Annotated in this window: 24 protein-coding genes and 5 tRNA genes; 13 read left to right on the top strand and 16 right to left on the bottom strand. The window is 54.3% G+C overall.

The window, feature by feature from the left end:
- Positions 1-121 precede the first annotated feature (121 nt).
- The 14 genes from rplL to NTU47_06715 form a co-directional block, all read right to left on the bottom strand.
- Positions 122-496 (bottom strand): 50S ribosomal protein L7/L12, encoded by a 375-nt coding sequence (gene rplL, locus NTU47_06780; GenBank protein ID MCX6133500.1) that lies wholly within the window; start codon positions 494-496, stop codon positions 122-124.
- A 42-nt stretch (positions 497-538) separates the two neighbouring features.
- Entirely contained in the window at positions 539-1,060 is a 522-nt protein-coding gene (gene rplJ, locus NTU47_06775) for a 50S ribosomal protein L10 (protein MCX6133499.1), read from the bottom strand.
- A 136-nt stretch (positions 1,061-1,196) separates the two neighbouring features.
- Complete coding sequence (rplA, locus tag NTU47_06770; protein ID MCX6133498.1) at positions 1,197-1,892, bottom strand: 50S ribosomal protein L1; 696 nt, start codon at positions 1,890-1,892, stop codon at positions 1,197-1,199.
- A 32-nt stretch (positions 1,893-1,924) separates the two neighbouring features.
- Entirely contained in the window at positions 1,925-2,350 is a 426-nt protein-coding gene (rplK, locus tag NTU47_06765) for a 50S ribosomal protein L11 (GenBank protein MCX6133497.1), read from the bottom strand.
- Between the two features lie 48 nt (positions 2,351-2,398).
- A complete protein-coding gene (nusG, locus tag NTU47_06760; protein ID MCX6133496.1) occupies positions 2,399-2,932 on the bottom strand; it encodes a transcription termination/antitermination protein NusG in 534 nt (177 codons plus the stop codon).
- A 20-nt stretch (positions 2,933-2,952) separates the two neighbouring features.
- Entirely contained in the window at positions 2,953-3,135 is a 183-nt protein-coding gene (gene secE / locus NTU47_06755; protein ID MCX6133495.1) for a preprotein translocase subunit SecE, read from the bottom strand.
- Positions 3,136-3,190: 55 nt separating this feature from the next.
- Positions 3,191-3,263 (bottom strand) — tRNA-Trp (locus tag NTU47_06750).
- A 69-nt stretch (positions 3,264-3,332) separates the two neighbouring features.
- Complete coding sequence (gene rpmG, locus NTU47_06745) at positions 3,333-3,482, bottom strand: 50S ribosomal protein L33 (GenBank protein MCX6133494.1); 150 nt, start codon at positions 3,480-3,482, stop codon at positions 3,333-3,335.
- Positions 3,483-3,528: 46 nt separating this feature from the next.
- Positions 3,529-3,601: transfer RNA gene (locus NTU47_06740), tRNA-Thr, on the bottom strand.
- Between the two features lie 104 nt (positions 3,602-3,705).
- Positions 3,706-3,778 (bottom strand) — tRNA-Gly (locus NTU47_06735).
- Between the two features lie 114 nt (positions 3,779-3,892).
- Positions 3,893-3,978, bottom strand: a tRNA-Tyr gene (locus NTU47_06730).
- 40 nt (positions 3,979-4,018) lie between these two features.
- Positions 4,019-4,091, bottom strand: a tRNA-Thr gene (locus tag NTU47_06725).
- A 178-nt stretch (positions 4,092-4,269) separates the two neighbouring features.
- The gene (locus NTU47_06720; protein MCX6133493.1) at positions 4,270-6,180 is read right to left on the bottom strand and encodes a DUF2723 domain-containing protein; all 1,911 of its coding nucleotides are present in this window, start codon (positions 6,178-6,180) and stop codon (positions 4,270-4,272) included.
- Entirely contained in the window at positions 6,177-9,134 is a 2,958-nt protein-coding gene (locus tag NTU47_06715; protein ID MCX6133492.1) for a DUF294 nucleotidyltransferase-like domain-containing protein, read from the bottom strand. Before NTU47_06715 ends, NTU47_06720 begins: the two co-directional genes overlap by 4 nt.
- A 137-nt stretch (positions 9,135-9,271) precedes the next feature.
- On the opposite strand from NTU47_06715, the gene NTU47_06710 reads away from it, so the two are divergent.
- From NTU47_06710 to NTU47_06670, 9 genes are all read left to right on the top strand, one after another.
- The gene (locus NTU47_06710) at positions 9,272-10,579 is read left to right on the top strand and encodes an NCS2 family permease (protein MCX6133491.1); all 1,308 of its coding nucleotides are present in this window, start codon (positions 9,272-9,274) and stop codon (positions 10,577-10,579) included.
- Between the two features lie 154 nt (positions 10,580-10,733).
- Positions 10,734-11,600, top strand: a complete 867-nt coding sequence (locus NTU47_06705) for a 3-hydroxyacyl-CoA dehydrogenase NAD-binding domain-containing protein (GenBank protein MCX6133490.1) — start codon at positions 10,734-10,736, stop codon at positions 11,598-11,600.
- A gap of 17 nt (positions 11,601-11,617) precedes the next feature.
- Entirely contained in the window at positions 11,618-12,448 is an 831-nt protein-coding gene (locus NTU47_06700; protein MCX6133489.1) for a 3-hydroxyacyl-CoA dehydrogenase family protein, read from the top strand.
- Positions 12,445-13,131 carry a DUF4412 domain-containing protein gene (locus NTU47_06695; protein ID MCX6133488.1) on the top strand — a complete coding sequence of 229 codons (687 nt, stop codon included), beginning with the start codon at positions 12,445-12,447 and terminating at the stop codon, positions 13,129-13,131. The genes NTU47_06700 and NTU47_06695 overlap by 4 nt, the downstream gene beginning before the upstream one ends.
- Complete coding sequence (locus tag NTU47_06690) at positions 13,128-13,841, top strand: DUF1573 domain-containing protein (protein MCX6133487.1); 714 nt, start codon at positions 13,128-13,130, stop codon at positions 13,839-13,841. The genes NTU47_06695 and NTU47_06690 overlap by 4 nt, the downstream gene beginning before the upstream one ends.
- Entirely contained in the window at positions 13,838-14,317 is a 480-nt protein-coding gene (locus NTU47_06685; GenBank protein MCX6133486.1) for a rhodanese-like domain-containing protein, read from the top strand. Before NTU47_06690 ends, NTU47_06685 begins: the two co-directional genes overlap by 4 nt.
- Complete coding sequence (locus NTU47_06680; GenBank protein MCX6133485.1) at positions 14,314-14,796, top strand: DoxX family membrane protein; 483 nt, start codon at positions 14,314-14,316, stop codon at positions 14,794-14,796. Before NTU47_06685 ends, NTU47_06680 begins: the two co-directional genes overlap by 4 nt.
- 108 nt (positions 14,797-14,904) lie before the next feature.
- On the top strand, positions 14,905-16,239 hold the full coding sequence (locus tag NTU47_06675) for an aminotransferase class V-fold PLP-dependent enzyme (protein MCX6133484.1): 1,335 nt from the start codon (positions 14,905-14,907) through the stop codon (positions 16,237-16,239).
- Between the two features lie 47 nt (positions 16,240-16,286).
- A complete protein-coding gene (locus NTU47_06670; GenBank protein MCX6133483.1) occupies positions 16,287-17,156 on the top strand; it encodes a DUF2911 domain-containing protein in 870 nt (289 codons plus the stop codon).
- Positions 17,157-17,235: 79 nt separating this feature from the next.
- Here the strand turns inward: NTU47_06670 and NTU47_06665 are convergent, their stop codons facing one another.
- On the bottom strand, positions 17,236-18,948 hold the full coding sequence (locus tag NTU47_06665; GenBank protein MCX6133482.1) for a sodium:solute symporter: 1,713 nt from the start codon (positions 18,946-18,948) through the stop codon (positions 17,236-17,238).
- 213 nt (positions 18,949-19,161) lie between these two features.
- Positions 19,162-21,639, bottom strand: coding sequence for a PIG-L family deacetylase (locus tag NTU47_06660; protein ID MCX6133481.1), 2,478 nt, complete (start codon positions 21,637-21,639; stop codon positions 19,162-19,164).
- Between the two features lie 287 nt (positions 21,640-21,926).
- Between NTU47_06660 and NTU47_06655 the strand changes: the two genes are divergently transcribed.
- The 4 genes from NTU47_06655 (at position 21,927) to NTU47_06640 (ending at position 25,585) form a co-directional block, all read left to right on the top strand.
- On the top strand, positions 21,927-23,243 hold the full coding sequence (locus tag NTU47_06655; GenBank protein ID MCX6133480.1) for a hypothetical protein: 1,317 nt from the start codon (positions 21,927-21,929) through the stop codon (positions 23,241-23,243).
- Positions 23,244-23,433: 190 nt separating this feature from the next.
- On the top strand, positions 23,434-23,937 hold the full coding sequence (locus NTU47_06650; protein MCX6133479.1) for a hypothetical protein: 504 nt from the start codon (positions 23,434-23,436) through the stop codon (positions 23,935-23,937).
- A 12-nt stretch (positions 23,938-23,949) separates the two neighbouring features.
- On the top strand, positions 23,950-25,197 hold the full coding sequence (locus tag NTU47_06645) for a TlpA disulfide reductase family protein (GenBank protein ID MCX6133478.1): 1,248 nt from the start codon (positions 23,950-23,952) through the stop codon (positions 25,195-25,197).
- Between the two features lie 58 nt (positions 25,198-25,255).
- Positions 25,256-25,585, top strand: coding sequence for a YbjQ family protein (locus NTU47_06640; protein MCX6133477.1), 330 nt, complete (start codon positions 25,256-25,258; stop codon positions 25,583-25,585).
- The last annotated feature ends 28 nt before the right edge of the window (positions 25,586-25,613 follow it).

The following is a 25,613-nucleotide window of genomic DNA, read 5'->3' as shown; positions in this document are numbered from 1 at the left end:
GCTCGCTCTCGCTTTGGAGCGAGGAAACCATCGGCTTTGAGACTTGCACTGTTCGCCAGATTGTGCTTTCCGTAATCAACAGCGATGAAAAAAGAAAAGTTCGGATGAGAACACGAGAGCGTTACTTCAACTCAACCACGCCACCCGCTTCTTCGATCTCTTTCTTCAACTTCTCTGCTTCTTCCTTGTTGAGACCTTCTTTCACGGCCTTCGGAGCGCCGTCAACCAAATCCTTGGCTTCCTTGAGTCCGAGACCGGTCGCTGCGCGAACAACTTTGATCACGTTGATCTTCTGGGCACCGGCGCTTTTCAATTCGACGGTGAATTCAGTCTTTTCTTCGACTGCTGGCGCGGCGGCGGCCGGCGCTGCACCCGCAAACATCATCGGGGCTGACGCGGTCACGCCGAACTTCTCTTCCAGTGCCTTTTTCAACTCGGCTGCTTCGAGCAGAGTCAATTTTTCAATCTTCTCGACAATTTCTGCTACTGCTGACATTGTATTTCTCCTTGGTTAAAAATGTTCAAACTTGGTGAGTGGCTAGGCCGCTTTCTTCTTCTCGATTGCGTCAATCACATTGACGAGATCCCGTATCACCGCACCGATGGCTCCGACGATTCCGGAGACCGGCGCATGGATGGTGCCAATGATACCCGACATCAACTCAGCGCGGGTTGGCAACTTGGACAGTTCATCCAATTGTGATCCGTCAAAGACCTGTTTCTCAAGAACGGCAGCCTTGAGCTTCAGCTTGCCGGATTTGTCACTGAACTTCTTGATGATCCTTGCGGGAGCTACTGCGTCATCGTAACTGAAAGCAATCCCAGTCGGCCCGACCAATTTGTCAAACACACGATCGTATCCGGTCACTTGCTCCAGGGCTTTTTTCGCGAGCGTGTTCTTTACCACCCTGTACTCGACGCCGGCCTTCCGGAATTCACTTCGAAGCTGGGTTGCTTCTTCGACAGTGAGCCCGGTGAAGTCGGCAAAGTACATGGCAGTCGCGCGCGCGGCCCGTTCAGCAACTTCCGCTACGATCGCCTCTTTGTCCGATCGGTTCATGAGATACCTTCCAGATAACTACTGTTGTTCACAACGTGCAGGTCTGAAACAACCGACCTGTGAAGACCGATGAGAAGCCCCGATCACCCGGGCACCGGACTTCGTCCGTTTGAGATGTGAGTGCGTAAGTTCTTGGTTAATGACCGGCGATTTCGCCGCGATCAATCTGGACACCAGGTCCCATCGTCGTGGAGATCGCGATACTCTTGATATACGTTCCCTTCGCCGTCGAGGGCTTCAGGCGAACGATGGTCGTCAGGAATGACTGGATATTCTCCACCAGCTTATCCTTTTCGAAACTCGCTTTGCCGACCGTGGCGTGCACGATACCGGCCTTGTCGACGCGGAATTCAATTTTTCCAGCTTTCACTTCTGTGACCGCTTTTCCGACATCGACGGTTACGGTGCCACTCTTCGGATTCGGCATCAGACCGCGGGGGCCGAGGATTCTTCCGAGCTTTCCGAGATCTCCCATGACGTCCGGCGTCGCAATGATCACGTCCACGTCTGCCCATCCACCCTGAATCTTCTCGAGGTAGTCCTGGAATCCGACATGGTCTGCGCCGGCTGCCTTCGCTTCGTCATCCTTCGGCGGCTTGGCAATCACAAGTACACGCACTGCCTTACCGATTCCGTGCGGCAACGCAACCGTGCCGCGGAGGGCCTGATCGGCCTTCTTCGGATCGACACCGAGGCGAACTGCGATATCGACGCCTTCGGCGAACTTTGCGCTGGCAGTTTCTTTCACCTTCTGCACAGCGTCGGCAATCGTGTAGTTCTTCTTCTCAACTTTTGTCGCCACTGTCTTGTAGCGCTTGCTTCGAGTTCTCATACGACAAATCTCACTTTCCGTGCGCGTGTTGATTAATCTTCAACCGTGATGCCCATGCTGCGAGCAGTCCCAGCGACCATGCTCATCGCGGCTTCCACTGAAGCTGCATTCAGGTCAACCATCTTTGATTCAGCAATCTCGCGAACCTGCTTCTTCGTGACCTTGCCGACCTTGTTGCGATTCGGTTCGCCGGAGCCTTTTTCGACCTTCGCCGCTTTCAGGAGCAATGTCGCCGCCGGCGGCGTCTTGGTGATAAACGTAAACGACTTATCACTGAAGACGGTGATGATCACCGGGATAATCAGGCCCTGCTGATCCTTGGTCCTGGCGTTGAATTGCTTGCAGAATTCCATGATGTTCACGCCCTTTTGACCAAGGGCGGGACCGACCGGAGGTGCCGGATTCGCTTGTCCGGCAGGAATTTGCAGCTTGATAAACCCTGTAATTTTTTTCGCCATAAACGATCTGCCTCTCTCTCTAAATAGAACGACTCACGAAGTCTGAAGCTACTTTTCCAATTCCACCTGGACGAAATCCAGTTCCACAGGGGTCTTCCGTCCGAAAATGCTGACCATCACCTTTACCTTCAATTTCTCCGGATTCACTTCCTGCACGAAACCTGAAAAATTGTTGAAGGGACCTTCGACAACCTTGACCGGGTCTCCCATACGAAACGGGATCTCGACCAATTCGACGTCTTCCTTCGATTCCATCTTCCCGATCAACCGCCGCACTTCGTCGGGCTGAAGAGGAGCGGGGTTATTCTTGTCGGGGACGAACCCGAGAACTGACGGAGCTTCAAGGATCAGATGGATCGTTTCCTTGTCGAGCACCGCCTCCACCAGGACATATCCGGGGAAAAAGTTCTTCACCCGGGCTTTCTTTTTCCCGTCCTTGACCTCGATGACTTTTTCCGAAGGAATCATGACACTCGAGAGACGCTCGCTCAAATTCAACCGGGCGGTCTCCGATTCGAGGTATGTCTTCACCTTTGCCTCGTGACCTGAGTATGTTCGCACAACGTACCAGCGCTTGTTCAACTCTCTTGTCCTTCCTCGGATTAAAGGATTGCCTTGAGGGCTGCGGCCAGCAGAGTATCGACACCCCAGGTAAACAAAGAAATGAGTACACAAACGATGATGACGATCTTCGTCGATTCCGCGAGTTCATCACGGGTCGGCCACGTCACCTTGCCCATCTCTTTTACCACGTCATTGAAAAAATTGAGAATCTTTTCTTTCATTGTTCACCATGCAAATGAATGCCACGTTCATGATTACTACCGTGCTTGAGACGAGCACGTCAGGAGGGACTCGAACCCCCAACCTGCGGTTTTGGAGACCGCTGCTCTACCAATTGAGCCACTGACGTAGGAAACATTCCCAGGAGAGGGCAGGAATCCTTCAGACAGCGCACAAGGACTCTACCAACCGGGCTGTGTCACTTCGTTTCTTTGTGGGGTGTGCGCTTCTTGCACCACTTACAATATTTCTTGTACTCAACCCGGCCGGTCTGCAGCTTCTTGTTTTTCGTTGCACTGTAGTTCCTGCGTTTGCAGGTTGAGCATTCCAAAGTGATAATATCTCTCACGACATTCGACTCCGCTTATGGACAAACTATGGTCAGTGATACTCCGAGCTTGCGATCGGGATTGAACCGATGACCTCTTCCTTACCAAGGAAGTGCTCTACCAACTGAGCTACGCAAGCATGCAACCAACTTCGTTATTCGATATTCGATGTACGATATTCGTTATTCGCATGTGAACGCTGAATATCGAACTCCCAATTTCGAACTCAGAAGTGAGTCGTTGAGCGGGAGACGGGACTCGAACCCGCGACCAACAGCTTGGAAGGCTGTGACTCTACCAACTGAGTTACTCCCGCAAAGACATGTTCGATTTCCAATTTTCGAATTTCGATTTACACAACAATCAATCGACAATCTCCGCCTGAGGCGGATGCGCCTTCGGCGCAGACAATCGGCGACCGACAATTTCCTGGTGGGCAGGGAAGGATTCGAACCTCCGAAGGCTTGAGCCGTCAGATTTACAGTCTGATGCGTTTAACCACTTCGCTACCTGCCCGAGTCTTCTCGCGTGCGACGCGCAATGAATGTTCTCGAAGAGCTGGCGGGCGGATTCGGACCGTCGACCTGCTGATTACAAGTCAGCTGCTCTACCAACTGAGCTACGCCAGCGAGACACAGATGCCCCTTCTGCCAATGCCGTCTTTCTGCACTTCGAAAAAGAAAAACGACAGCAGTCTAATGAAAAGGGGGCAATTACGTGGAACTTGAGCTTTATAATTTAACAAAAATTGGCAAAGAGTCAACGGGAAAGGAGAGAAAAATATGTGTTTTTTCGCGAATGTGTCCCTTACTGTCTTACCCGAGGAACGCCTCGACTGATTCGTTCATGCATCACCCTGGCGGGTGCATAGGCGGGATTGATTGCCAGAGCCTTGCCGAGGAGCAATGATGCCTCGGAAAGCTGGTTTCGAGAGACATAACGAGCCGCCGTCGAAGTGAGCATCCGGGCGTAAATGCCTTGCAGCCCGGCTGTGAGGCGGCTTTCAAAGGAAGTGGGCTGGTATTCAACCTTGACGGACTTAATCTCAATGGTATCAATGGCTTGCGAGAGCCGGAAAAGTATCCCGTCCGGAATTCTTGCGTATTCTGGGCCCATTTCAGGCTCAATTTCGGGACCAAAATAGACGGGTCGATCCTTGATGGATTGGTCGACGAAACTGTTGATCATTCCCACGTACCGGGCCTCAATGACTCCCGGATCGTACGGGAGGTCATGCTCGAACTTGTAGAGCTCGGCCAGAAAAGCATCGACTTCGGCCTTCGACCGCTCGATCAGCCATGGGAAATGGGTCCTGAGATGGACAAAATACCAGGACCTTCGAAGCAGTTCCTTGTCAATCACCAGAATATCTTCCCTTTCGTGCCTTACGAACTGAAAATACAGGGAAGGGGCAACAAAATAGTCCCATTGATAGGTCAGGATAACTGCATTCCTCTCCGTGTTCGAGAAGATATTATGAACATAGTCGCTCACAAGAAAGTTGTCTGATTCGCTTACTCCCTTTTTGTTACTGACATACTGCGACACCGGAAGAGCGAGCAGTACGACAGCGACAAGGAAGAGCGGTCGAATCGAAGGTCTTTCGGGGATGTAAGCCAGAAGACTGATGATACCGAAGAAGAGAAAAATGCCGGCAACGAGGTATGCCAGGAGGAAGTACGAGTCGATGTCGTGGATATCATAATTGATGGAATACAAGATACCGCCGGCGAACGCCACAACGAGAAACCAGAAGATCCTCTTGTTTGAACGAAAAACGAATATCAACCCAAATAGCATGACTGCCTCGAGAAACAAGTTGTATTCAGAGGGAAAGTGGCTGAAGAAATACGCAAGCTGCTTCCCTGCGCTGTCGAAGCTCGAAAACATCCAACTTCGGTACTGTTTGCCGGACACATGCCAGAAAAGGCGCTCGAACCCCACCGGATGTCCCCAATCGAGGAGAGGATGAGCGCTTGAGCGGACAGGCAGATAGAAATAGGGGCTCAAGCCAAGGCAGAAGAACGGAAAGATTTTCAGGGCACGAAGAAGCGACTCCCGTCCCCCGCCATGAGTCACTCCATAAAGATACATCAACGCGGGGACGACGAGAAGTGTTGTCAGATGATTCGAGAAACTGAGTCCGAGAAAGAAAGCTGCTGCGAACAGTCGACGCGGAATTTCCTGAGCCCCGCCGCCGGTCTCCTCGATCCCCGTCAGAAACAGGAGCATCGTCACTAGGATCAATAGCACATGAAGCCCGTACACTTCTATTGCGACGGACTGGGCCCAGACGGTCGTGCTGAAACCAACGGCCAGAGCAGCGGCGGCCGAGGCAATCAACGTCCGTGCTTTGGTACTGGGCTGATTGTCGCGGCCCTTTCGGACATTCGCTCGCACCATCCGCGCCAGAACTAGCAAGACACGGAAGAAGACTCCCACCGCTGCGGCCACAATGGCGGACGAAAGGACATTCAGCCTGAGAATCTCCTCTCCCCCTATGGGAATCCAGAGAGCGCAATGCGCAACAAGCGTAAACAAGGGATAGCCGGTGGGATGTGCAATGCCGAGGAGAGTAGCCGCAGCGGCAAGTTCACCGGCATCGATGAACGAGACCGTACGGCACATCGTTGTCACATAGACACCGAAGGCAAGAAGCGCAACCGACGCCGCCAGAAACCACTCGTTGGAGAGTATGCGCGCTGCTGTCGACTTCATTTCGGAAGTGACCTGATGGTTTCGGTAAAGAGCTTCCGGTTCGTTTTTCTTTTTTCCTGGATCGCTGCACGCAGTGCGGCGGGAGATGAACTTCCCATCCCAGCTACCACCGCCTGCAGCCGATCGTTCTCCGACGGGAGGAGGAAATCTGTCTTCTCCGAATTGATGCGAATGACCGCTTCGAGCTGCCGGAAGTACTCCAGATTTCTTCGGGCCCTCGCTGCATTCTTCTGCGGGAGCAATTTTTGTTTCTTCATCGAGTCGATCGCGTCAAACGTGTTTGTCTGCGCCATCTCCGGATGGTCAGGACAACACCTCAGCTGGGTTGCCTGCACCAGAAACTCAAGATCAACCAATCCTCCGATCCCTACTTTCAGATCGACGCTCTCCTGCGACCTGGATCGCTCCTTGACCATCCGGGCGCGCATCGAGACGATCTCGTTCTTCCACCCTTTCGGCAGCGGCACATCGCACGATAGTTGTGCGACATGCTTCATAAGTTCATGGCCAAATGCCGGATCGCCGGCTATGCACCGGGCTTTCGTCAGAGATTGGCGCTCCCACAACGAAGCACGATGCACGAGGTATTCTTTATAATACTCGAACTCGGTCGCCAACGGTGCGTTCTTTCCTTCAGGTCTGAGACGAAAATCAATCTCATACACACGATCGAGCTTCTCCCGCAGGGTTCTTCCAAGCGCATTCACGGTCTTCGCCTGGAGCCCTCCGCGTTCTTTATATAGAAGAACAAGGTCGAGATCGGAGCCTATGGAGATTTCCCCGCCACCAAACTTTCCGAGCGCCATCAGCGCGACTGGCAAGGAGCGGGGAATCCGGACCTCTTCCGCTGCTAGCCGATACGCGTGGGCAACAATATCGTCTGCAAGCGCACTGAGTTCGCGCGTGAGAGCCGGGGCGGAAATCTCCCCGACGACGAATCGCAGCACTGCTTTGAATTCGTTGTAGATACGATAACGAGGCAGATCCGCGCTCTTGAGAAAAGACCAAGCCGCACCGGAAGCCAACAGATCTTCCGGTCGGCCAAGAAGTGTTTCGAAGAGAAGAGGTTCTCGTGCCAACAGTCCGCTGTATCGTGAACTCCGCGCGGCGAGAAGGATCAGAAGATCGAGCGATTTCTCATTCAGGACTGCCTGTTGGAGAGTCCGCTTGATCGGTGCCGAGGAAGCGAGTTGGAGGAGGTTCTTCAAGGCCCAATCCGGTGCTTTTCGTTTTCTGATCAGATCGACGAACAGGGCAAACCGGACAGGCTCCTTCAACTCGGGCAATTCCTTCAGTATCTCCGCAAGTTGTGATTGAGCGGCTTCTGCGTCATAGACTCCCAGCTTGCGAAGAACACGGGCATCGAGCCATGGGCCGCTCGCCGCACCAGCCTTCCGATTGGCGGATCTCTTTTCGAAGACAGAATCATATGCCTTCCTGATCCGATCCTGATGGACCGCTAGTTTTTTCGTGAAGGCCGCCGCCGAATCGAAACCCAGCTGACGTGCAAGGATTCGTCGCTCCTCCGGAGATTCCGGAATGCTGTGCTTCTGCAGCCCATGAAGAAGCTGAAGCCGATCCTCGACGGTACGTAGAAACCGATAGGCAGCATCCAGATTCCTCCCCTCGCTCTCCTTGAGTTTCTGTGAATCCACGAGTTCTCGCAGAGCCGCCAAGGTGCTGCGCTGCCTGAGCCTCAGAGTGCTCCCACCATTGAGAAGCTGAAGCGCCTGCACGGTGAATTCAACGTCCCGAATTCCTCCGCTCCCCAATTTGATATTCTTCTCATCGTCAAGCGTCGATTCGATGCGCGCTTTGATCTTCGCGATTTCTTCGAGCGGACTCGAGAGCAGTGTTTTCGGATAGATGAATGCCTTCATCTCCTCCATCCATCCCTCTCCAACCTGCTGATCTCCGGCGATCACACGCGCTTTGATCAGCATTTGCCGCTCCCAGAGTTCTCCCCGTGCCTCATAGTATGCGAAATATGCCGCCCGTGACATTGCGAGAGGGCCTGAGCCGCCGTCGGGCCGCAGTCGCATATCCACTCTATACAGATGGCCTTCGGCAGTGTGCTCGGACAACCGCCGGACGACGTACTCCGCCACCCTGCAGTAGTATTCGTGCTTCGACGAGAGTCGTGCCTGCGATCCTTCAAGCGGACCGTCTTTGTCGTAGACAAAGATCAGATCAATGTCTGAGCTGAAATTCAGTTCTTCTCCGCCGAGTTTGCCCAATCCGATCACCGCGAGTTCTTTCTTCACGTCTCCCTGGAACGTTTCACGCATCTGATCATATGCCATTGCGAGGACTGCGCACGCGATGGAGTCGGCGAGAGCGGAAAGCTCTGACGATGTGCTCGAAACGTCGGCTTCCTTCAAGATCTGGCGGGCTCCGATCCGGAGGAGTTCGCGGCGCTGGAATCGCTTCAGGGAATCGAGCTTCTTCTCGGACCGCTGGAACAGCACAATGGCGTCTGACGCCTCCGCGGCATAGTCGTCGCGCGTTTTGGTGATCTTGAGAACGTTCGATGATGTGAGCCAGCGAAAGAGCTCCGGGTTCCGGACGAGGATGTCTGCAAGGAACTGGGATTGCGACGAGAGTTCGAGGAGGATCTGCTGCAGGAGCCGATGAGAGTCGAAGTCGCGCATCCAGGCTGATGAAAAGCCCGTCATCAGGAAACGATGGAAGCTGTTGAGTGCCCGCCGCGGGTGAGGCGTCGCACGCGCGTCGGCATGGAGGTTCTTGAGAAAAAGCGGAGGGGACAACCCGGCATCGGCAGCCAGCTGGCCGATGGCGTGAAAGAGCTGGTCGTCGGTCGTCCGACCGGGATTATGGGCGTGTTCGACATCCATGATGAGGGCAAGATACTGAAAAAGACCGACAGATTCTAAACTGCCGCGGCACAGGTGTCGACGCGCTGTCAGGCGACAATACACTGTCTTGATTCTCATCCGGTCTTGGCCTATATTTCCGCACGATTTTCGCGGCCTCTCAGCGGTGATGCGCCGGCATGTGATCTCGAGCAGCGAACCAGCGGACCAAGTGTGACCCGCCATGAACATAAGCCAAACGTAGCGCCAACATTACTATGACTCCGCTCTCTTCATACTTCAAACTCGAACAGCTCGGGACAAACGTCAGACAGGAAATCGTCGCAGGGATCACCACGTTCGTAACGATGGCATACATCATCATCGTCAACCCGAAGATACTGGAGGCCGCAGGGATGCCATTCGGCCCTTCCATGGTGGCGACGATCCTAAGCGCGTCGTTCGGCACACTGCTGATGGGACTCTACGCGAACCGGCCTTTTGCGATCGCCCCCTACATGGGAGAGAATGCCTTCATCGCATTCACGGTTGTTAAAATCATGGGGTACAGCTGGCAGACCGCCCTCGGGGCAATCTTCATCAGTGGCGTCCTGTTTGCACTCCTGACCGTTCTTCGCGTACGCAGCTGGCTGGCGGAGGCAATTCCCGAATCACTGAAAATCGGGCTCACGGTTGGGATAGGATTGTTCCTAAGCTTCATCGGACTGAATGAAACGGGGATTGTGCGTCTCGGCGTCGAGGGAGCTCCCGTGCACGTCGGGAATTTTCACCAACCTGCCGTCCTGTTAGCCATTCTCGGTTTTCTCCTCATCGGAATTCTTGTGATACGACGCGTCGGCGGCGCCCTTCTTATCGGGATCCTTACCATAACCGTCGCCGGATTCGTCCTTGGAATCACCCCCCTCCCCGAGCGATGGGTGAGCATGCCGCCTGATATCGGAGAGATTTTTCTGAAGCTCGACATCGCGGGCGCTCTTACCTGGGGACTTTTTTCTGTCATCCTCACGATCTTCGTTATGGCGTTTCTCGACACCCTCGGAACGCTGATTGCCCTGGCATTGAGGGCGAACCTGCTGGATGCAGAAGGCAACCTCCCTGAAATCGAGAAGCCGATGCTGGTGGACGCTTTCAGCACGATCGTCGCATCGCTTCTTGGGACGACGACAACCGGCGCGTACATTGAATCGGCAACCGGAATAGCCGCAGGGGGCAAATCGGGCCTCACTGCAGTCGTCGTGGCACTGTTGTTTTTGGCAGCGCTCTTCTTTGCCCCGTTTCTGGCCTCAGTGCCTGCCTTCGCGTACGGACCATCATTGATTATCGTCGGGGCATTCATGATCACCCCGGTCACACGTCTGAAGTTCGATGACTACTCCGAAGTACTGCCGGCCTTCACGATCATCGTGATGATGAGCTTCACTTACAACATCGGTATCGGTATGACGTCAGGGTTCGTGGCATATCCTCTCTTTAAGCTCCTTGGTGGAAAGAGACGCGAAATCAAGCCGGGACTATGGGTCCTCGCTCTGCTCTCAATGCTGTTCTTCGTGTTCTATCCTTACTGACCTCTTCCGTGAAGGCAAGGTGACCGTCACTCCACGGCGTCAGCAGTGTATAGAGTCGGGCACCCCGGTTGGGGCACCACATGCATCCGGTTGTTTTTCACCCCTCAATTCAGTACGTTTTCGGGCCACCAGTCAGAAGGCTGAACTTTTGTCTATGGTCAAACATCTCGGAGTTGTCGGCGCCGGTACGATAGGGACAGGCATAGCGCACATCGGCGCTCTTGCCGGAATTGAAGTCTCATTGTACGACGTCAACGACACACTCCTCCGCCAGGCGCTCGAGCGCATCAAGACCCGTCTGAACAGCAGCGTCGGAAAGGGCGAGCTCACCGAAAACCAGCTGGCGGAAGCAGTCAGACGGCTGCATCCGCGTACGCGCCTGGCCGAACTCGACCACTCCGACATCGTCGTGGAGGCGGTCATCGAGGACCTTCGGATCAAGAAGGATCTGTTCAAGCATCTGGAAGCCGACACAAAGCCGACAACCATTCTGGCTTCGACGACATCGTCACTCTCCCTCACGGCAATCGCTTCGTCGACCCGTCATCCTGAAAAAGTGCTTGGCCTGCATTTCCTGGACTCTCCAGCATCCACCGGGCTCATCGAGATTGTTCGCGGTCAGCGCACATCTTCCGAATCGATCGACCGATCAATAGACTTTGTCAGGCAGCTGAACAAGACGGCCGTCGTGGTTCAGGACTCTCCGGGGTTCATCGTCAATCGCCTCGTGCAGCCGTTGTACGGCGAAGCCCTCAGGATCCTTGGTGAACGAATAGCCGAGCGCGAACAAATCGACCGAATCATGAAAACTGTGGGTGGATTCGGACTCGGGCCATTCGAATCCATGGATGCAACCGGACTCGATCAATGTCTTTCCCTGGCGGAATCGATGTACGCTCAGACTTCAGGAAATCCGCGGTACAGACCTCACACACTGCTGAAACAGATGGTCGACTCGGGAATTCTTGGCAAGTCAACAGGTCTCGGATTCTACGCATACGAAGGCGGCGAGAGCAAGTGAAGCGCTCAAAGAAAATAGTGAAGAAGAAAGCCCCTGTGCGGGCAAGAGCTCACGAGAACGCCGGCCCCGATCGAACCGCCGTCTATATTATTGGAGACTGGCAGATCGTCGCCGAATTTGTTCCCCTCTGTATTTCCAACGGGTTTTTCGTTTATTTTGATTTCAATACTGTTCCGGACAACGCACCGGCCTTTGATCCCGAACTCAGCAGGAAATCGGCCCAGATCCCCCGGGACATCTCATTTGCACTTGAGCTCACAAACCTCGACCTTGAACAAAAGCGAAAAAACCTCACGCTTCTCGACAAGACTCTGCTTCCCACGACGGCTATCGCGAGTTCCTCCGTCACCGTTTCCGCCACCGAGCAGTCATCGTGGATCACGCACAAGGGTCGGCTAGTCGGGTGTGCGGCGCTCCCTTCGATCAGCTTCAAGCCACTGATAGAGATTGCGCCGACTGCATTTACGCCGACCGGAACAGTAAGCGTTGTTCAACGGTTCTTCCGGTCCATCGGGAAGGAGATCGAGCTGGTACAGGATAGGGTCGGGATGGTTTTTCCCCGGATCGTGTGCCAGATGATCAATGAGGCAGCTTTCGCTTTGCAGGAGGAAATCGCGGCACCGCAGGACATCGACGCGGCGATGAAGACCGGGGCGCGCTATCCGCTGGGACCGATCGAGTGGGCCGACAGGATCGGACTTGAACATGTGCATGCTGTTCTCAAAGCGCTCCACGGGGATCTCGGCGAGGACCGCTATTGCATTGCCCCCCTGCTGAAACAGATGGCTGTGAGCGGCACGTGGTGGCGCAGGACTCAGGCACACAATGATGAAAGGCTTTCCGTATGACATCCCGCATCCTCCGCATTGTGATTCTCACGTCGGGACTTATCCTTGGAACGCATGCCCTTGGACTTGCACAGGAGGTCCTCGAGAAGAAATCATTTGAGGGAGTTGTCAGCTATCAAATCCGCGACGTGCAAAGCATCGAAACGATGACGGTATTCATGAAGCGGGGGCGATTGAGACTTGAAGGAAGCGAACAAGCCGGCGGCAATGCCGTGCTGACCGACTACGCACTGAAGAAGAGTTATGTCATCATCTCCGGACGGGAACAGTACATCGAGCTCCCTGTCATAGCTATGCCAGCGAAGCAGCCAGCGTCCCCGCCGCGGATCAACGTACAAAAGACAGATTCTACCGATACGATCGAGGATTATGAATGCGATCAGTTCCTCGTGACTGTTGACACGCTCGAATTTGAAATCTGGGCAACCAAAGGACTTGGCACGGCGGGTTCATTCCTTTTAGAACGGGTATCCGCATGGATGTGGAAGATACTGGAAATGGGATACTTCCCCATGCGGTTCATCGCCCGGGATGCAACAGGCGAAGAAAGCGGCCGATTTGACGTCACAAGCGTGACAAAGAAGTCGCTCACCGAATCGCTCTTTCGTATTCCTTCAGGCTACGAGAGAATAGATCCCGAAGCACTCCAAACGAAACAAGTACCGAAGAAGAGAAAGCGATGAGATCAGTATTCAGCGGGGGATGCATGCGTTTCTGGACAGTGGGTCTTCTCCTTGTTGTTCTCGCCGGGATCGGCGTTGCGCAGCCTAAGCTCACTGTGGACAAAACCAGTATCGACATGGGAGTCATTTATAACGGGGCCACGAAAAAGGCGCGCGTGGTGATCAAGAACATCGGCCGGGACACACTCCGGATCCTTGGCGTGACGACCTCCTGCGGATGCACGACGGTGCGTCAACCGAGAGCATTCTTGAAAACGGGTGAGTCCGACGCGGTGGAGGTTGATTTCAACTCAACCGGGTTCCGCGGGAAGATCGAGAAGCACGTAAATATCATGACGAACGATCCTGCTTCGCCTACCACATATGTCACACTGGTGGGAGACGTCATCGAAGAGCTCCAGCCGATAAACAATGGCTCCGTGCTCTGGTTCGGAAGCGTTCCGAAGGACAAACAGGTGGAGCAAACCGTCGCATTCAAAAACGTCTCGGGGAAAGTTCTAACGATCACCGGGTACAATTCCTCATCACCCGATGTGTTGGTTTCTTTCGGCAAACGGACCGTACTCCCAGCGGACACTCTCCGCCTTCTTGTGAAGGTCACACCGAGGAAGACAGATTATTTCAACGAACTCCTTATTCTTGAAACAGACAGCAAGAAGCAGACGCAAGTCCCCGTGCGCGTCACACTTATCGGAGTAACCCCGAATTGACCCGGTTCAAACAGGCGTTGCGAGAAGCTGGCATTCTGATCCTTGTCGCCGGAGCGCTCGGGCTCATCTATACCTCTGCCACACAGAAGGGTCTTTTTGCCCGCGGCCCCCGGTCGAAACCAGCGCTGCGCGCGGACGTCCCCGCCCCTTCCATGATTTCGCGGGACGAAGCCCGGTCATTGTTTGAATCCGGCGCTGCAACGTTCATCGATACCCGGCACAATTTTGATTACGATCTCGGCCATATCAAAGGAGCGATCAACGTACCGTTGAAGGACTACGATCTGAAAAAAGCCGCCCTGAGCGAAATCCCGAAGGCCCGAATTCTTATCGCTTACTGTGACGGAGCAGAATGTAATTCAAGCATCGAACTCTCCGTGAAACTCATGAAAGACGGCTACCGAAATGTGAAGATATTCTTCGGCGGATGGCGCGAATGGGTTGACGCGAAGTTGCCGGTCGAGAAACGACCATGAAGAACCTGCTCCAAAATCCACACTTGGTACTGGTAGTCCGCGTGTTCATCGGACTGCTGTTTATCGTGAGCAGCGTCGAGAAGATCGCCGATCCAGGTGTTTTTGCCCAGTCCATCGCAAACTACAAGATGCTCCCGGAGTGGCTGCCTCCCCTCATCGCCACGATTCTGCCATGGCTGGAACTCCTATGCGGGTTTTCGGTACTGTTCGGAGCGTTGGCACGCGGGAGTTCGCTGCTTCTCACGGCCATGCTTGTCATTTTCACGATGGCAGTCGTTGTAGCTCTCGGGCGGGGCCTGGATATTTCCTGCGGGTGTTTCACGCAGGACCCGGCAACCGGAAAGATAGGCTGGATGAAAGTTCTTCAAAACTCCACGCTCATCGTCCTGACGTTGTTTCTCTACTTTTCAAGATCAGAATCGTTCACTCTCTTCCAATACTTGCTGAAGTTCATTCCAGACGGCACAGAACCCCGGTAACGCTCCTGCGTTTCGGAGCACTTCCGATCGCTTCGCCGTGAGTCGCCACGAACGTACGCACAAATCCAATCACGTTATTGTTGTCCTATCCAACGAAGGAGAACCAGCATGAGCACCCCAGATCCTCAACTCAGAAGTGACATCAATCGCCGGAACTTTCTCTCCCTGGTCGGCAAGGGTGTCGGACTCGCGGCGCTGTCCTCCGCCACGGTGGCCTCGCTGCTCGAAGATGTCCACGCGGCCACAAGGACGGTTGCGCATCTTTCCCCGGCGGACGCCGCAATGAATGAAGACTACTGGTTCGAGATACAACGCTCGTTCTCGACGTCTCGGGGAATTACCAACCTCAATAACGGGGGCGTCTCCCCGTCTCCGCGTCTCGTGACAGAAGCGCTGTGCCGGTACATCTGGCAACAGGAGGATGTGACCGCACATACGTTGTGGTCGATTCTCGAGCCACAATCTGAGACTGTGCGCACCGGGCTGGCGGACATCTTTGGCTGCGACCGGGAGGAAATCGCGATCACCCGCAACGCGTCGGAATCGCTGGAGATCATCCTGATGGGACTTAACCTGAAATCAGGCGATGAGATCCTGACAACGACCCAGGACTATCCGCGGATGCTGACGACGCTCCGCCAGCGGGAGCAACGCGAGGGCCTCGTCCTCAGGATGATCAAGGTGCCCATCGCACCAAGTCACCTTGACGACATCACGGCCGAAATTGAGAAGGCCATCACCCCGAAAACGCGGGTCATCCTGATTTCACACGTCATCAACATCACGGGGCAGATGATGCCGGTGAAATCGATCTGCAATCTTGCGAAATCCAAAGGGATTGAAGTTGTCGTCGATGGCGCGCACGCGTTCGCGCATTTTGAATTCAAGCAGCCGGACATTGGATGCGACTACTACGGAACCAGTCTTCACAAGTGGTTGTTTGCTCCGAAGGGGACAGGCCTTCTCTACGTAAAAAGAGACAAGATCGAGAAGTTATGGCCCCTGATGGCAGCCGACAAGAGCCAGAAGACCGACATCAGAAAATTCGAGGAAATCGGCACACATCCGGCAGCTCCCCGGCTCGCGATCGGCGAAGCGATCCTCTATCATAACGGGATCGGCGCAAAGCGCAAAGAGGAGCGCCTCCGCTACCTTTCGCGCTATTGGATGACCAAGCTGAAGGACCTCCCGAATGTCAGGTTCCATACTTCGTGGGAACCGAATCAATCGTGCGGCATTGCGAATGTGGAAATTGTCGGTATCGATCCGGGCGTCCTGAGCACATACCTCATGGACAAGCACAAGATACTGACAACCGCTATCATCCACGATGAGTTCAAGGGCATACGAGTGACACCCAGCGTCTATACGACGCTGAAGGAGCTCGACCGCTTCGTGGATGTGATGGACGGCGTGGCGAAGAAGGGTTTGCCGAAGAGCTAGAAACGTACCAGATTCTCACTATCAACCAATCATCAAGGAGATGTGCCATGAAACGATTTCTCACGGTGTTGTTCATCGTCATCCTCACTGTCATCGTGGCGGGCCAGGATGCCTTTGCACAAACGCCACAATCTCCGCAGCTGCCGCTGCTGCGCATCCCGCGGCTCAGCCAGGGAGCGAAGATCACACAGGTCATTGGCCTGAGCGAAGTGACAATTTACTACCATCGCCCCGGAGTCAAAGGACGTGAAATATGGGGCGGACTTCTTCCCTTCGACTCACTCTGGCGCGCAGGCGCAAACGAGCCGACCCTTTTCACCTTCAGCGACGAAGTCACCATCGAAGGAAAGAAACTTTCTGCGGGAACCTACAGAATGGTTACCTTCCCGGGGAAGACCCAATGGACAGTGATCTTCAATTCCGAAGTGAAGAACTGGGGAACGATGTACGATGCTCAATATGACGTCTTGAAATTCACGGTGAAGCCGGAAACTGCACCGCACGAGGAGTGGATGTCATTCTCCTTCACCGATTTGACCCCCTCTTCCGCCCGTGTGGAGCTGGCTTGGGAAAAGGTCAAAATCGGTTTCAAGATGGAATTCAATGCAGTCGGGAAAATTGGATCCTCTGTCGGGACCTGGCAAATACTGAATAGTGCGGCCCGGTATGCGCTCACGGAGAAGGTGTTCAACGCTGAGGCGATGAGCTGGGCCGATCGGTCGATCGCGATGGACAAGAATCCCACGAACATGGGAACGAAGGCAGAACTCCTCGCAGCAGGCGGAAAAGTCAAAGAGGCGATTGCCCTGGCGGAAGAAGCGATGGCTCTCGGGAAATCCAAGGATGCGAAGTTTGAAGGCTCCCGAGGCGGTCAGGCACTCAGCAAACTCATCACTGACCTGAAGAAGAAGATGTAGCACCCGTTGGTGTCAGCAGCAAAGAAAAGCCTCACCCGGCAATTGGTGAGGCTTTTTCATTGTCAGCCGGATCCGACCGTCAACCCGGAGAGGTTGCCGTTTCAACGTTTGCGCTGCGGAAGAAGAACTGCAGGACAATTGCCACTCCGACCACAACACCGCACCCGATCACGTTGTACCAGAGCCAGGAAACTGCTGTAAAGAAGTAGCAGCTCAGCACCACAATCTCACCTGCAAATGCAGCCCAGAATGTCGCAGTGCCCCCGATCCACTTCAAGTAGAACGCAATGAGAAAGATCGCAAGCATTGTTCCATAGAAGAGCGAACCAAGGATATTGACCGCTTCGATGAGCGATCCCAGCCTGCTCGCGTATTGAGCGAAAGCGATCGCGTAGATCCCCCAAAGCGCCATCGAAAGCCGGGAGACCTTCACGTAGTGTTTGTCCTCACTATCCTGCCTGATATGCCGCTTGTAGATATCGACGATCGAACAGGTTGCCAACGCGCTCAGTTCTCCCGATGTCGAAGACATGGACGCGGCGAAAATGCATGCGAACACGAGTCCGACAAGACCGATCGGCAGATACTTCATCACGAATGACAGAAAAATGTAGTTTGTGTCGTTTGGATCGACAGCCGGATCGTTCGCCTGCAATACCTTGATACCCTCTGCTCGCAGACCCTCTGCCTGTGCAGAAGCAGACATGAGCTTTGCGCGGGCCTGAGCTACGGTCTCGGGATTCCCCTCTTTTTTCGATTCGATGTACTCTCTGGCGGCCGCTGATTTCTCATCTGCGGCAGCAGCGTACCGTTGTTCGACCACCTGGTATCGCTCCGCATAAGCGCTGTGCCTTACTTTTTCGACTTCGACCGGATTGAAAAAGAGGGGCGGTCGTTCAAACTGAAAGAACACAAAAACCATGGCGCCTATGAGGAGGATGAAGAACTGCATCGGAACTTTGGCCAGCCCGTTGAACAGAAGTCCAAGGCGGCTCTGCGTCACCGATGCGCCTGTCAGATATCGCTGCACCTGGGATTGGTCGGTTCCGAAGTAGGCCAACGCCACAAACAGCCCGCCGATCAAACCCGACCAGAAATTGTACCTGTTCTTCAGATCGAACGTGAAATCAACGGCATTGAGTTTTCCCATTCCACCTGCCACCTGCAGCGCATCGACGAATCCCACTCCCTTCGGCAGCAACACGATGGTCATGACGAATGCCATGGTCATCCCGAAGAAGATGATCAACATCTGCTGAAAGTCCGTCCAGTTGACCGCCTTAACTCCGCCGGAGGTAGTATAGATGATGATGACGCCTCCAATCAACGTCGAAGTCAGTCGAATGTCCCACCCCAACATGATTGAGAGGACAAGAGAAGGAGCATAAATTGTAATGCCGACGCCGAGTCCGCGCTGGACGAGGAAGATGATGGCGGTGAGTGTCCGGGTCTTGAGGTCGAACCTGTGCTCGAGATATTCATATGCGGTGTAAACTCCCAGCTTGTGAAAAATAGGTACCGCACTGATCGAGAGAATAACCATGGCGATGGGCAAGCCGAAATAGAACTGGACAAACCGCATTCCGTCGACGTACGCTTGCCCCGGCGTCGACGTAAACGTGACTGCGCTCGCCTGCGTTGCCATGATGGAGAGTGCCACCGTATACCATCGCATTTTCCTGTCGGCGAGGAGGTACCCGCTGAGGCTGTTGCTTCCCCTCCCTTTATAAACGCCGTAGAGGACGATCGAGCAGAGTGTTGCGCCGAGGACGACCCAGTCAAACGTTCTCATTCGAATACCCGCGTAAACAGGTAGAACAGCAGAACCAGCAACGCGAGTTCACCAAGGACCAAGGCGTAGAGACGGGGCCAGGGCAAAGATGGTTCGGCTGGTTCCAAAGAAGGTTTTGAGTCTTGAGTTTTGAGTTTCAAATTGAGAGTTTCGAGTTGAGAGTTTCGAGTTCGACGACACCTGAACTTCGAACCTGCGACTTTGAACCTGGAACTATTTTCCCAACGCTACCAGGTTAGCGAACAACCTGTACGCCCCTGCAACTCCGCCGGGAAGTTGCCGGAAGAACGCGTAACCGGTGAAAACGTAGTGTCCTGTTCCATATTGAGTCACGAGAAGTCCGCCATCCCTCGACGGCTCGCCCGGATCATTGCTTCCAAGGACCGGCGTGTAGTGCGAATCCCACTTATCGGAGAAATAGAGCCCGCGCTCCTGGATCCAACCCTTGAAATCCTCCTGCGTGATCTTGTTTGGCATATTAAGCACCGGATGTCGCTCAGCGAGAAACCTCACCGGAGCATCCTCGACGGACACCCGATCGCCCGTCACCGAGAATGGATACGGGCCCAGGTTTTCGGTTTCTGCCCGCCGGGGTGTCATGTACTGGACGATGTACGTTCCCCCCTTTTCCACGAACTCCATGAGCTTTCGCTGATTGGCTCTCAGGACGGGCCGCATGTTGTAGGAGCGGACACCGGCAATAATAACGTCATACAGGCCCAGTGAACCGTTCTTCAGATCATCGTCTGTCAACATCGTCACCGGATACCCCATCTGTCTGAGCGCCGTCGGGATCTCATCTCCCGGGCCCATGATGTACCCGATGCGCTTCGAGATTGTCTTCAATTCAAATCTGAGCAGTCGGCCCGCAGTCAGCGGAAACAACGTCTGAAGAGGAATATGCGGATAGCGAATCGTTACTACATCCTGCCCCACAACGCGCCCTCCGACAGACGCTTTAACCTGGAACTCGCCCGAGCCGGCACCTGGACCAGGCTGGACTGAAAAACTCACCGACTGGTTTTCGTCCTTCTGGGAAAACTCGAACGGGACCCCAGCAGGCGTCACCTTCCATCCTTGCGGGACTCCCAAAGCGACTGACCCGGATATTTTTCCCCCCTCATTTCGAATGTTCACCATTACTGTCTTGGCCATACCATCGGGGAAGACGTACACTTTTTCGGGCAGATTCACGCTGACAGGCGGGATAACTGCAAACGGCCTGTATTGTTCTCCTTCCACAGGATCCACCATCCTGAATCGCACCGGCACTTCGAGTTCCATCGCCCCGTCATCGGAAGCGATCCTTACCTTGACCACGAGCTGCGGGGCGTTTTCGGGCTGACCGATGTACTGCTGGTTCGCCACCCGGTACGATCCGAGTTCTGACGGCTCTGCGAGCCAGTACGGCTGCGAGTATGGAAAATCCAACGGAATTTTGATACCGAACACTGCCTGCAGGGGCTGATTGTTCCGCAGCAGTACATTGAGAGCGGAATCTGCCTTCAACAGGGGGGCGACGATTCGCTCGAGGCGAAACGGATACGACGACCGGTTGATCGCCGAGACTGTGAGTTTGATGTCCGAACCCGGGCTCGCGTTGTTTTCGGAAGAAAGTACGTCCACCCACAATCCGGCGCTGAGTCTGATAGCTTCCTGCAAATCGCGTTTCTTGAGGGCTATCCACGGGTCTTCCTTCAGCTTTCCGAGTTCAGCGTATGCGCGGAGAAGAGCGGGAATGGATTTCTCCGGATTCTCCTCATCGTACGCTCGATAGACATTCTCCAGCGTCGTTCCCACTGCCGCCCCGCCGGGCACGCGCGACCATGCCGTATTCACGCCATCGAACAAGTCCTTCGTCGCCGTGTCGCCTGCGATATGCTGGAAATAGTTCACGAACTCTCCGCGGTTCTGTCCCCCGCCAGTCCCCTGGCTCTTGTTCATGGACCTGCTTCTTCCCGCCATCTCAGTGAACGATTCACCAAGGACTGTACTATACATTCCCAGATCGATGGACACAGAGTGCTCGGGGACGGAAGGGCGATCGGTCTGCTGGAAGCGGAATACATTCCATACCAAACGTTTTGGTTTCCAGGGCTGGACGTACTTCAATTGGTCGGGAAATCGACCCGGATCCCCTGCCGCCGCATACGCCTGATACGCTAATTCTGCAGAGGCGGTATGATTTCCGTGTCCTCCCTGAGTAGGAGTGAAGCGCGTCACGACAACATCCGGCCGATAGGATCTGATCAACCAGACTGCGTCGGAGAGGATTTTCTCCCTCCCCCAGAAACTCATCGTCTCGTCGAGCGTTTTTGAAAATCCGAAATCGATCGCGCGTGTGAAATATTGCTCTGCTCCGTCGATGCGACGCGAAGCGAGGAGCTCCTGAGTGCGGATCACGCCGAGCAGTTCACCCTGTTCGGGGCCGATGAGGTTCTGCCCCCCCTCGCCCCGGGTCATCGAGAGATACGCGGAGCGCATCAATCGACCTTTTGCCATGTATCCGAGAAACGCAGTATTGTCGTCATCCGGGTGCGCCGCCACATACAGAACCGAGCCAAGCACTGTGAGCTTCTTCAATGCAAGTCTGAGCTCGGCGGCGTTGACGGATCGCGGGGATTGGGGTTGTGAGAAGGCTGATGCAAAGACTAAGGGAAGGACCAAGAACGGGAGAAACCTGCGCGCCATCAAAAGACCTTTCTATTGTTTCAGCAACCAACACGAAGCAGGGAGCGAAAGTTCTGGCAAAACCAGAAGCGAGAAAATATACCAATACCTGCACGAAGCCGCAAGAACCGTGACTCCGATCAATCCGGGGGCCGGAGGGCAACTTTCCACGGCATGTGTCGTCTAATGGTAGGTGATTTCCCGAGCCGCTGCAGCATCCCGTGGTCCTGGCGCAACAGAATCCAGATCGAAATACGGTGCTTTCACACTCTTCGTCGCTCTCAACGAAACCAGTTCAAGGAGTAACCATGTCCTATCGACTCGTTCTCTTTGTTGCCTGCCTCCTCTTCCTCGCCCTCGCACCCGATTTGAAGGCCCAGACCCAGGCCGCAGCTGATAGCACAGACAATCTCCAGAAGCTTGCGCCGAAAGTGTTCATCGACTGCAGCATGTGCGATCAGGACTACATCCGGACAGAAATCCCATTCGTCAATTACGTCAGGGACAGGAAACAGGCTGACGTGCACGTGATGATCATGCAGATGAACACAGGTGGAGGGGGGACAGAGTACACACTCACACTCCTCGGAGGGCAGAGCTTCGATGGTGTGGACGATACTTTGAAGTACATCGCCAACAAGACCGATACGCAGGACATGACCAGGAAAGGGCTCGTCAAGGTCCTTAAGACGGGACTAGTTCGCTATGTGATTCACACCCCGCTCTCCGAATATTTCACAGTCTCCTATAACAAACCCACGGCAGGAGCCAAGGTCGCGGATAAGTGGGACTACTGGGTCTTCACGACGAATTTCAACAGTTGGTTCAACGGCGAATCTCAGTACAAATCGAGCCAGGTCTGGGGCGGTTTCACTGCCAGCAGGGTGACCGAGGACTGGAAGTTCCGTTTCGCGACGAACTTGAGCTACAACGAAAACAAATACGAGTTCCAGATAGACGATACCACCACGGTCGTGAGCAGATCCATCAGCAGGAGTCAGTCGTTCAACGGGTTTATTGTTAAAAGCCTCACGAGCCACTGGTCAGTAGGATTGTTCACATACCTCAATACTGCAACCTACAGTAATATCGACATTGCCGCGCATGTACAGCCCGGCATCGAGTACAATGTTTTTCCCTATTCAGAATCGACACGCCGGCAGCTCCGGATCGGCTATCAAATAGGCCTTGCCACGCGGCGCTACATCGACACGACCATCTACTTCAAGAAATCAGAAACTCACTTCGATCATTCACTTTCTGCGTCACTCTCGCTTCAGCAGGCTTGGGGATCAACATCGGTCACGCTCTCCGGCTCGCAGTATCTGCACGATCTGAGCAAGAACAATTTCAGCATCTCGGGGAACATGTCGATCCGCGTCTTCGAGGGGTTATCGTTCAACATTTACGGCGGTTACAGCGCCGTGCACGACCAACTCTCACTCCCGAAAAGTTCCCTTACGCCCGAGGAAGTCTACCAACAGCGAAGAGAGCTTGCCAAGAACTACTCCTATTGGGGCTCATTCGGCATGAGCTATTCATTCGGGTCGATCTTCAATAACATCGTCAATTCCAGGTTCGGGAATCAGGGAGGCGGCGGAACCACGATAATAATGAGCGATTGATTGCATTGGAGGCGCGAAAGGGACGTCGGTTCATTCGCTTGCACTTCCCTTTCGCGTGCTTCCCAATTGTGGCAAACTCACTTCCCTTTTTCGAAATCATTTTCTTATCTTAATCCACGTTCGTGAGGTGCACCTTCCTGACAGGCAGTGAACCCAATCACGGCGATTCACTGATCTCAACTGTTGCCACATGAGAGTATCGATTGTCTTTTTGCTCCACCTGATCGGCTTTGGAGTGCTTTGTACATCGCTCCTGGCCGGCTTCATCCTTGACAGGAAGTTCAGAGCACAGACGGACTACAACCTGAAACTGATTACTTCCGGTATCGCCAGGACGATCGGCCTCCTCTCCCCTGTTGCCGCGGTGATCATGCTCGCAACGGGCATCGGGAATATTCACACCCGGTATTCCGGTTCGCCCCTCTCCTGGTTCGACGAGGGATGGCTCGCGGCGAAGATCATCCTCTTTGTTGTTCTGGTCTTTAACGGAATGGTCTACGGTCCGCGGCTGACCCGCGGCCGGACAAAGCTCGTGAAAGAATTCTCCGCACAGACTGCTCCGGCCAACGCCGAGGTGTTGATGCGTTCGTACAATTCTCAAATAACCCTTTTCTATTTCGTGCAAACGGTGGTCCTTTTCCTGATCTTGTTTCTTTCGCTCTTCGGACCCGGGAAGCACCCCGGACTCATTTAGAAAGTCGATCGCATGAAGGTTCTGGCTTCAGCTGTAGTGCTCATGGTTTCGCTCTGCATGTATTCCGGTTGCCAGCAGCAGCCTCCTCCTGAGAGGGCCGTGTGGAAGGGAACCGTCTCTCTGGCTGACAAGAAACAGCTCCCCTTCGTTGTCTATCTTGACCTTACTCCTCCCGCACCGTCCGGATATTTCCTCAACGGAACAGAGCAGACGCCTATACCGGAGATTCATCACGCCGGCGATTCGCTCACATTTGTTTTTTCCGAGTACGGCGCCGCCATGCAATCTGTCTGGAAGGGAGGCAAGCTGACGGGCACATTTCTGCGGTTCAGGAAAGACACCGTATCGAACCCTTTTGAAGCAAGCCCCTCCACCGCACCAGAAGCAACGACGAAGGCGAAGGCCCCGTCTGATATTCCTCTTGTCGGCAAATACCAGGTGTTCATGAAAAACCGCGAAGGCATCGACAGCGGATCGGTCGCTACGTTCTGGTCACGCGGTGATTCCGTTTTCGGGACTTTTATCGCAGCCGACGGCGACCTTGGATTGATGTGCGGAAAACAGGAGGGCAACTCGGTCCAGCTCGGGCGATTCTCGGGGTGGCAAGGACAGTTGATGGAGCTTACCAGGACGCAGAATCAGTGGAGCGGCACCCTGTACTATCGCATGCCTCCGGCGACATCTTTCACACTCGTCCCGCGGCCGACGGCATCGTTGGATGTCCGGAGTGCCCGGCAGACGACGATGAAGGATTCGCGAAAGCCCTTCGCGTTCACCGGAACGACGGTCCTGGGCGACACGGTCACCAACCTCGATACAAGGTACAAGGGGAAAGTCGTACTCATCGACATCATGGGCACCTGGTGCCACAACTGCATGGACGCTTCCCCACTTCTTCAGAAACTCTTCACTGAGTTCAACGGCCAAGGGCTCGAAGTCGTCGGGCTTTCGTTCGAGTTGACCGGAGATTTCAACGCAGCGAGGAAGAACTTGCTCCTGTATGAGGAGAGGTACGGAATTACATTCCCCGTATTGTACTGCGGGTCGCTCGATAACGCGAATGTCGAAGCCCGCACGCGTTCACAATTGAACAATTTCTTTGCGTATCCGACGACGCTTTTCGTGGACCGGAACGGAGTCGTTCAACAGATCCACGAAGGATTCAAGGGGCCGGGCACAGGAGAAGAATACCAAAATGAAGTGAATCTCTACTATGAAACGGTTCAGAAACTTTTGAAGTCCAAAACGACTCATCGGTGAGGAGCACTCATTACTCTCCATCCGACCATCACAATCAGACAACCCGAGGGCACAGACTATGGATCATTCCTTTGTGACCACCAACTTCCAGCTCGACGGCTATCGCATCGTGAAAAACCTCGGCGTTGTGCGCGGAATCGTCGTCCGCTCCCGCTCGGTCTTTGGGAACATCGGGGCCGGGTTCCAGATCCTGTTTGGGGGAAACATTACCCTCTACACAGAACTCTGTGAACAGACACGACGGGACGCGTTTGAACTCATGATCCAACATGCCCAGGCAATCGGCGCGAATGCAGTGATCGGATTTCGTTATGACGCCACCGAGATCATGGCTGGGGTTTCCGAAGTCCTGGCCTATGGAACCGCCTGTGTTGTAGAGAGAACTTGAATCACCTAAAACCGATCCCGATCCAACA

It is taken from the genome of Ignavibacteriales bacterium, assembly GCA_026390595.1.
Lineage (GTDB): Bacteria > Bacteroidota > Ignavibacteria > UBA10030 > UBA10030 > UBA9647.
Note: the sequence above shows the minus strand (reverse complement) of the source record. Positions and strands in the feature narration are given on the sequence as shown.

What these genes read in the sequence shown, in the direction of transcription:
- NTU47_06715 (MCX6133492.1), bottom strand. Translation starts at nt 9,134, where the DNA reads ATGAGAATCAAGACAGTGTATTGTCGCCTGACAGCGCGTCGACACCTG.
- rplJ (MCX6133499.1), bottom strand. Translation starts at nt 1,060, where the DNA reads ATGAACCGATCGGACAAAGAGGCGATCGTAGCGGAAGTTGCTGAACGG.
- NTU47_06695 (MCX6133488.1), top strand. Translation starts at nt 12,445, where the DNA reads ATGACATCCCGCATCCTCCGCATTGTGATTCTCACGTCGGGACTTATC.
- NTU47_06670 (MCX6133483.1), top strand. Translation starts at nt 16,287, where the DNA reads ATGAAACGATTTCTCACGGTGTTGTTCATCGTCATCCTCACTGTCATC.
- rplL (MCX6133500.1), bottom strand. Translation starts at nt 496, where the DNA reads ATGTCAGCAGTAGCAGAAATTGTCGAGAAGATTGAAAAATTGACTCTG.
- NTU47_06710 (MCX6133491.1), top strand. Translation starts at nt 9,272, where the DNA reads ATGACTCCGCTCTCTTCATACTTCAAACTCGAACAGCTCGGGACAAAC.
- NTU47_06645 (MCX6133478.1), top strand. Translation starts at nt 23,950, where the DNA reads ATGAAGGTTCTGGCTTCAGCTGTAGTGCTCATGGTTTCGCTCTGCATG.
- secE (MCX6133495.1), bottom strand. Translation starts at nt 3,135, where the DNA reads ATGAAAGAAAAGATTCTCAATTTTTTCAATGACGTGGTAAAAGAGATG.
- NTU47_06675 (MCX6133484.1), top strand. Translation starts at nt 14,905, where the DNA reads ATGAGCACCCCAGATCCTCAACTCAGAAGTGACATCAATCGCCGGAAC.
- NTU47_06650 (MCX6133479.1), top strand. Translation starts at nt 23,434, where the DNA reads ATGAGAGTATCGATTGTCTTTTTGCTCCACCTGATCGGCTTTGGAGTG.
- NTU47_06680 (MCX6133485.1), top strand. Translation starts at nt 14,314, where the DNA reads ATGAAGAACCTGCTCCAAAATCCACACTTGGTACTGGTAGTCCGCGTG.
- NTU47_06660 (MCX6133481.1), bottom strand. Translation starts at nt 21,639, where the DNA reads ATGGCGCGCAGGTTTCTCCCGTTCTTGGTCCTTCCCTTAGTCTTTGCA.
- NTU47_06690 (MCX6133487.1), top strand. Translation starts at nt 13,128, where the DNA reads ATGAGATCAGTATTCAGCGGGGGATGCATGCGTTTCTGGACAGTGGGT.
- NTU47_06640 (MCX6133477.1), top strand. Translation starts at nt 25,256, where the DNA reads ATGGATCATTCCTTTGTGACCACCAACTTCCAGCTCGACGGCTATCGC.
- NTU47_06705 (MCX6133490.1), top strand. Translation starts at nt 10,734, where the DNA reads ATGGTCAAACATCTCGGAGTTGTCGGCGCCGGTACGATAGGGACAGGC.
- rplK (MCX6133497.1), bottom strand. Translation starts at nt 2,350, where the DNA reads ATGGCGAAAAAAATTACAGGGTTTATCAAGCTGCAAATTCCTGCCGGA.
- NTU47_06655 (MCX6133480.1), top strand. Translation starts at nt 21,927, where the DNA reads ATGTCCTATCGACTCGTTCTCTTTGTTGCCTGCCTCCTCTTCCTCGCC.
- NTU47_06720 (MCX6133493.1), bottom strand. Translation starts at nt 6,180, where the DNA reads ATGAAGTCGACAGCAGCGCGCATACTCTCCAACGAGTGGTTTCTGGCG.
- rplA (MCX6133498.1), bottom strand. Translation starts at nt 1,892, where the DNA reads ATGAGAACTCGAAGCAAGCGCTACAAGACAGTGGCGACAAAAGTTGAG.
- NTU47_06665 (MCX6133482.1), bottom strand. Translation starts at nt 18,948, where the DNA reads ATGAGAACGTTTGACTGGGTCGTCCTCGGCGCAACACTCTGCTCGATC.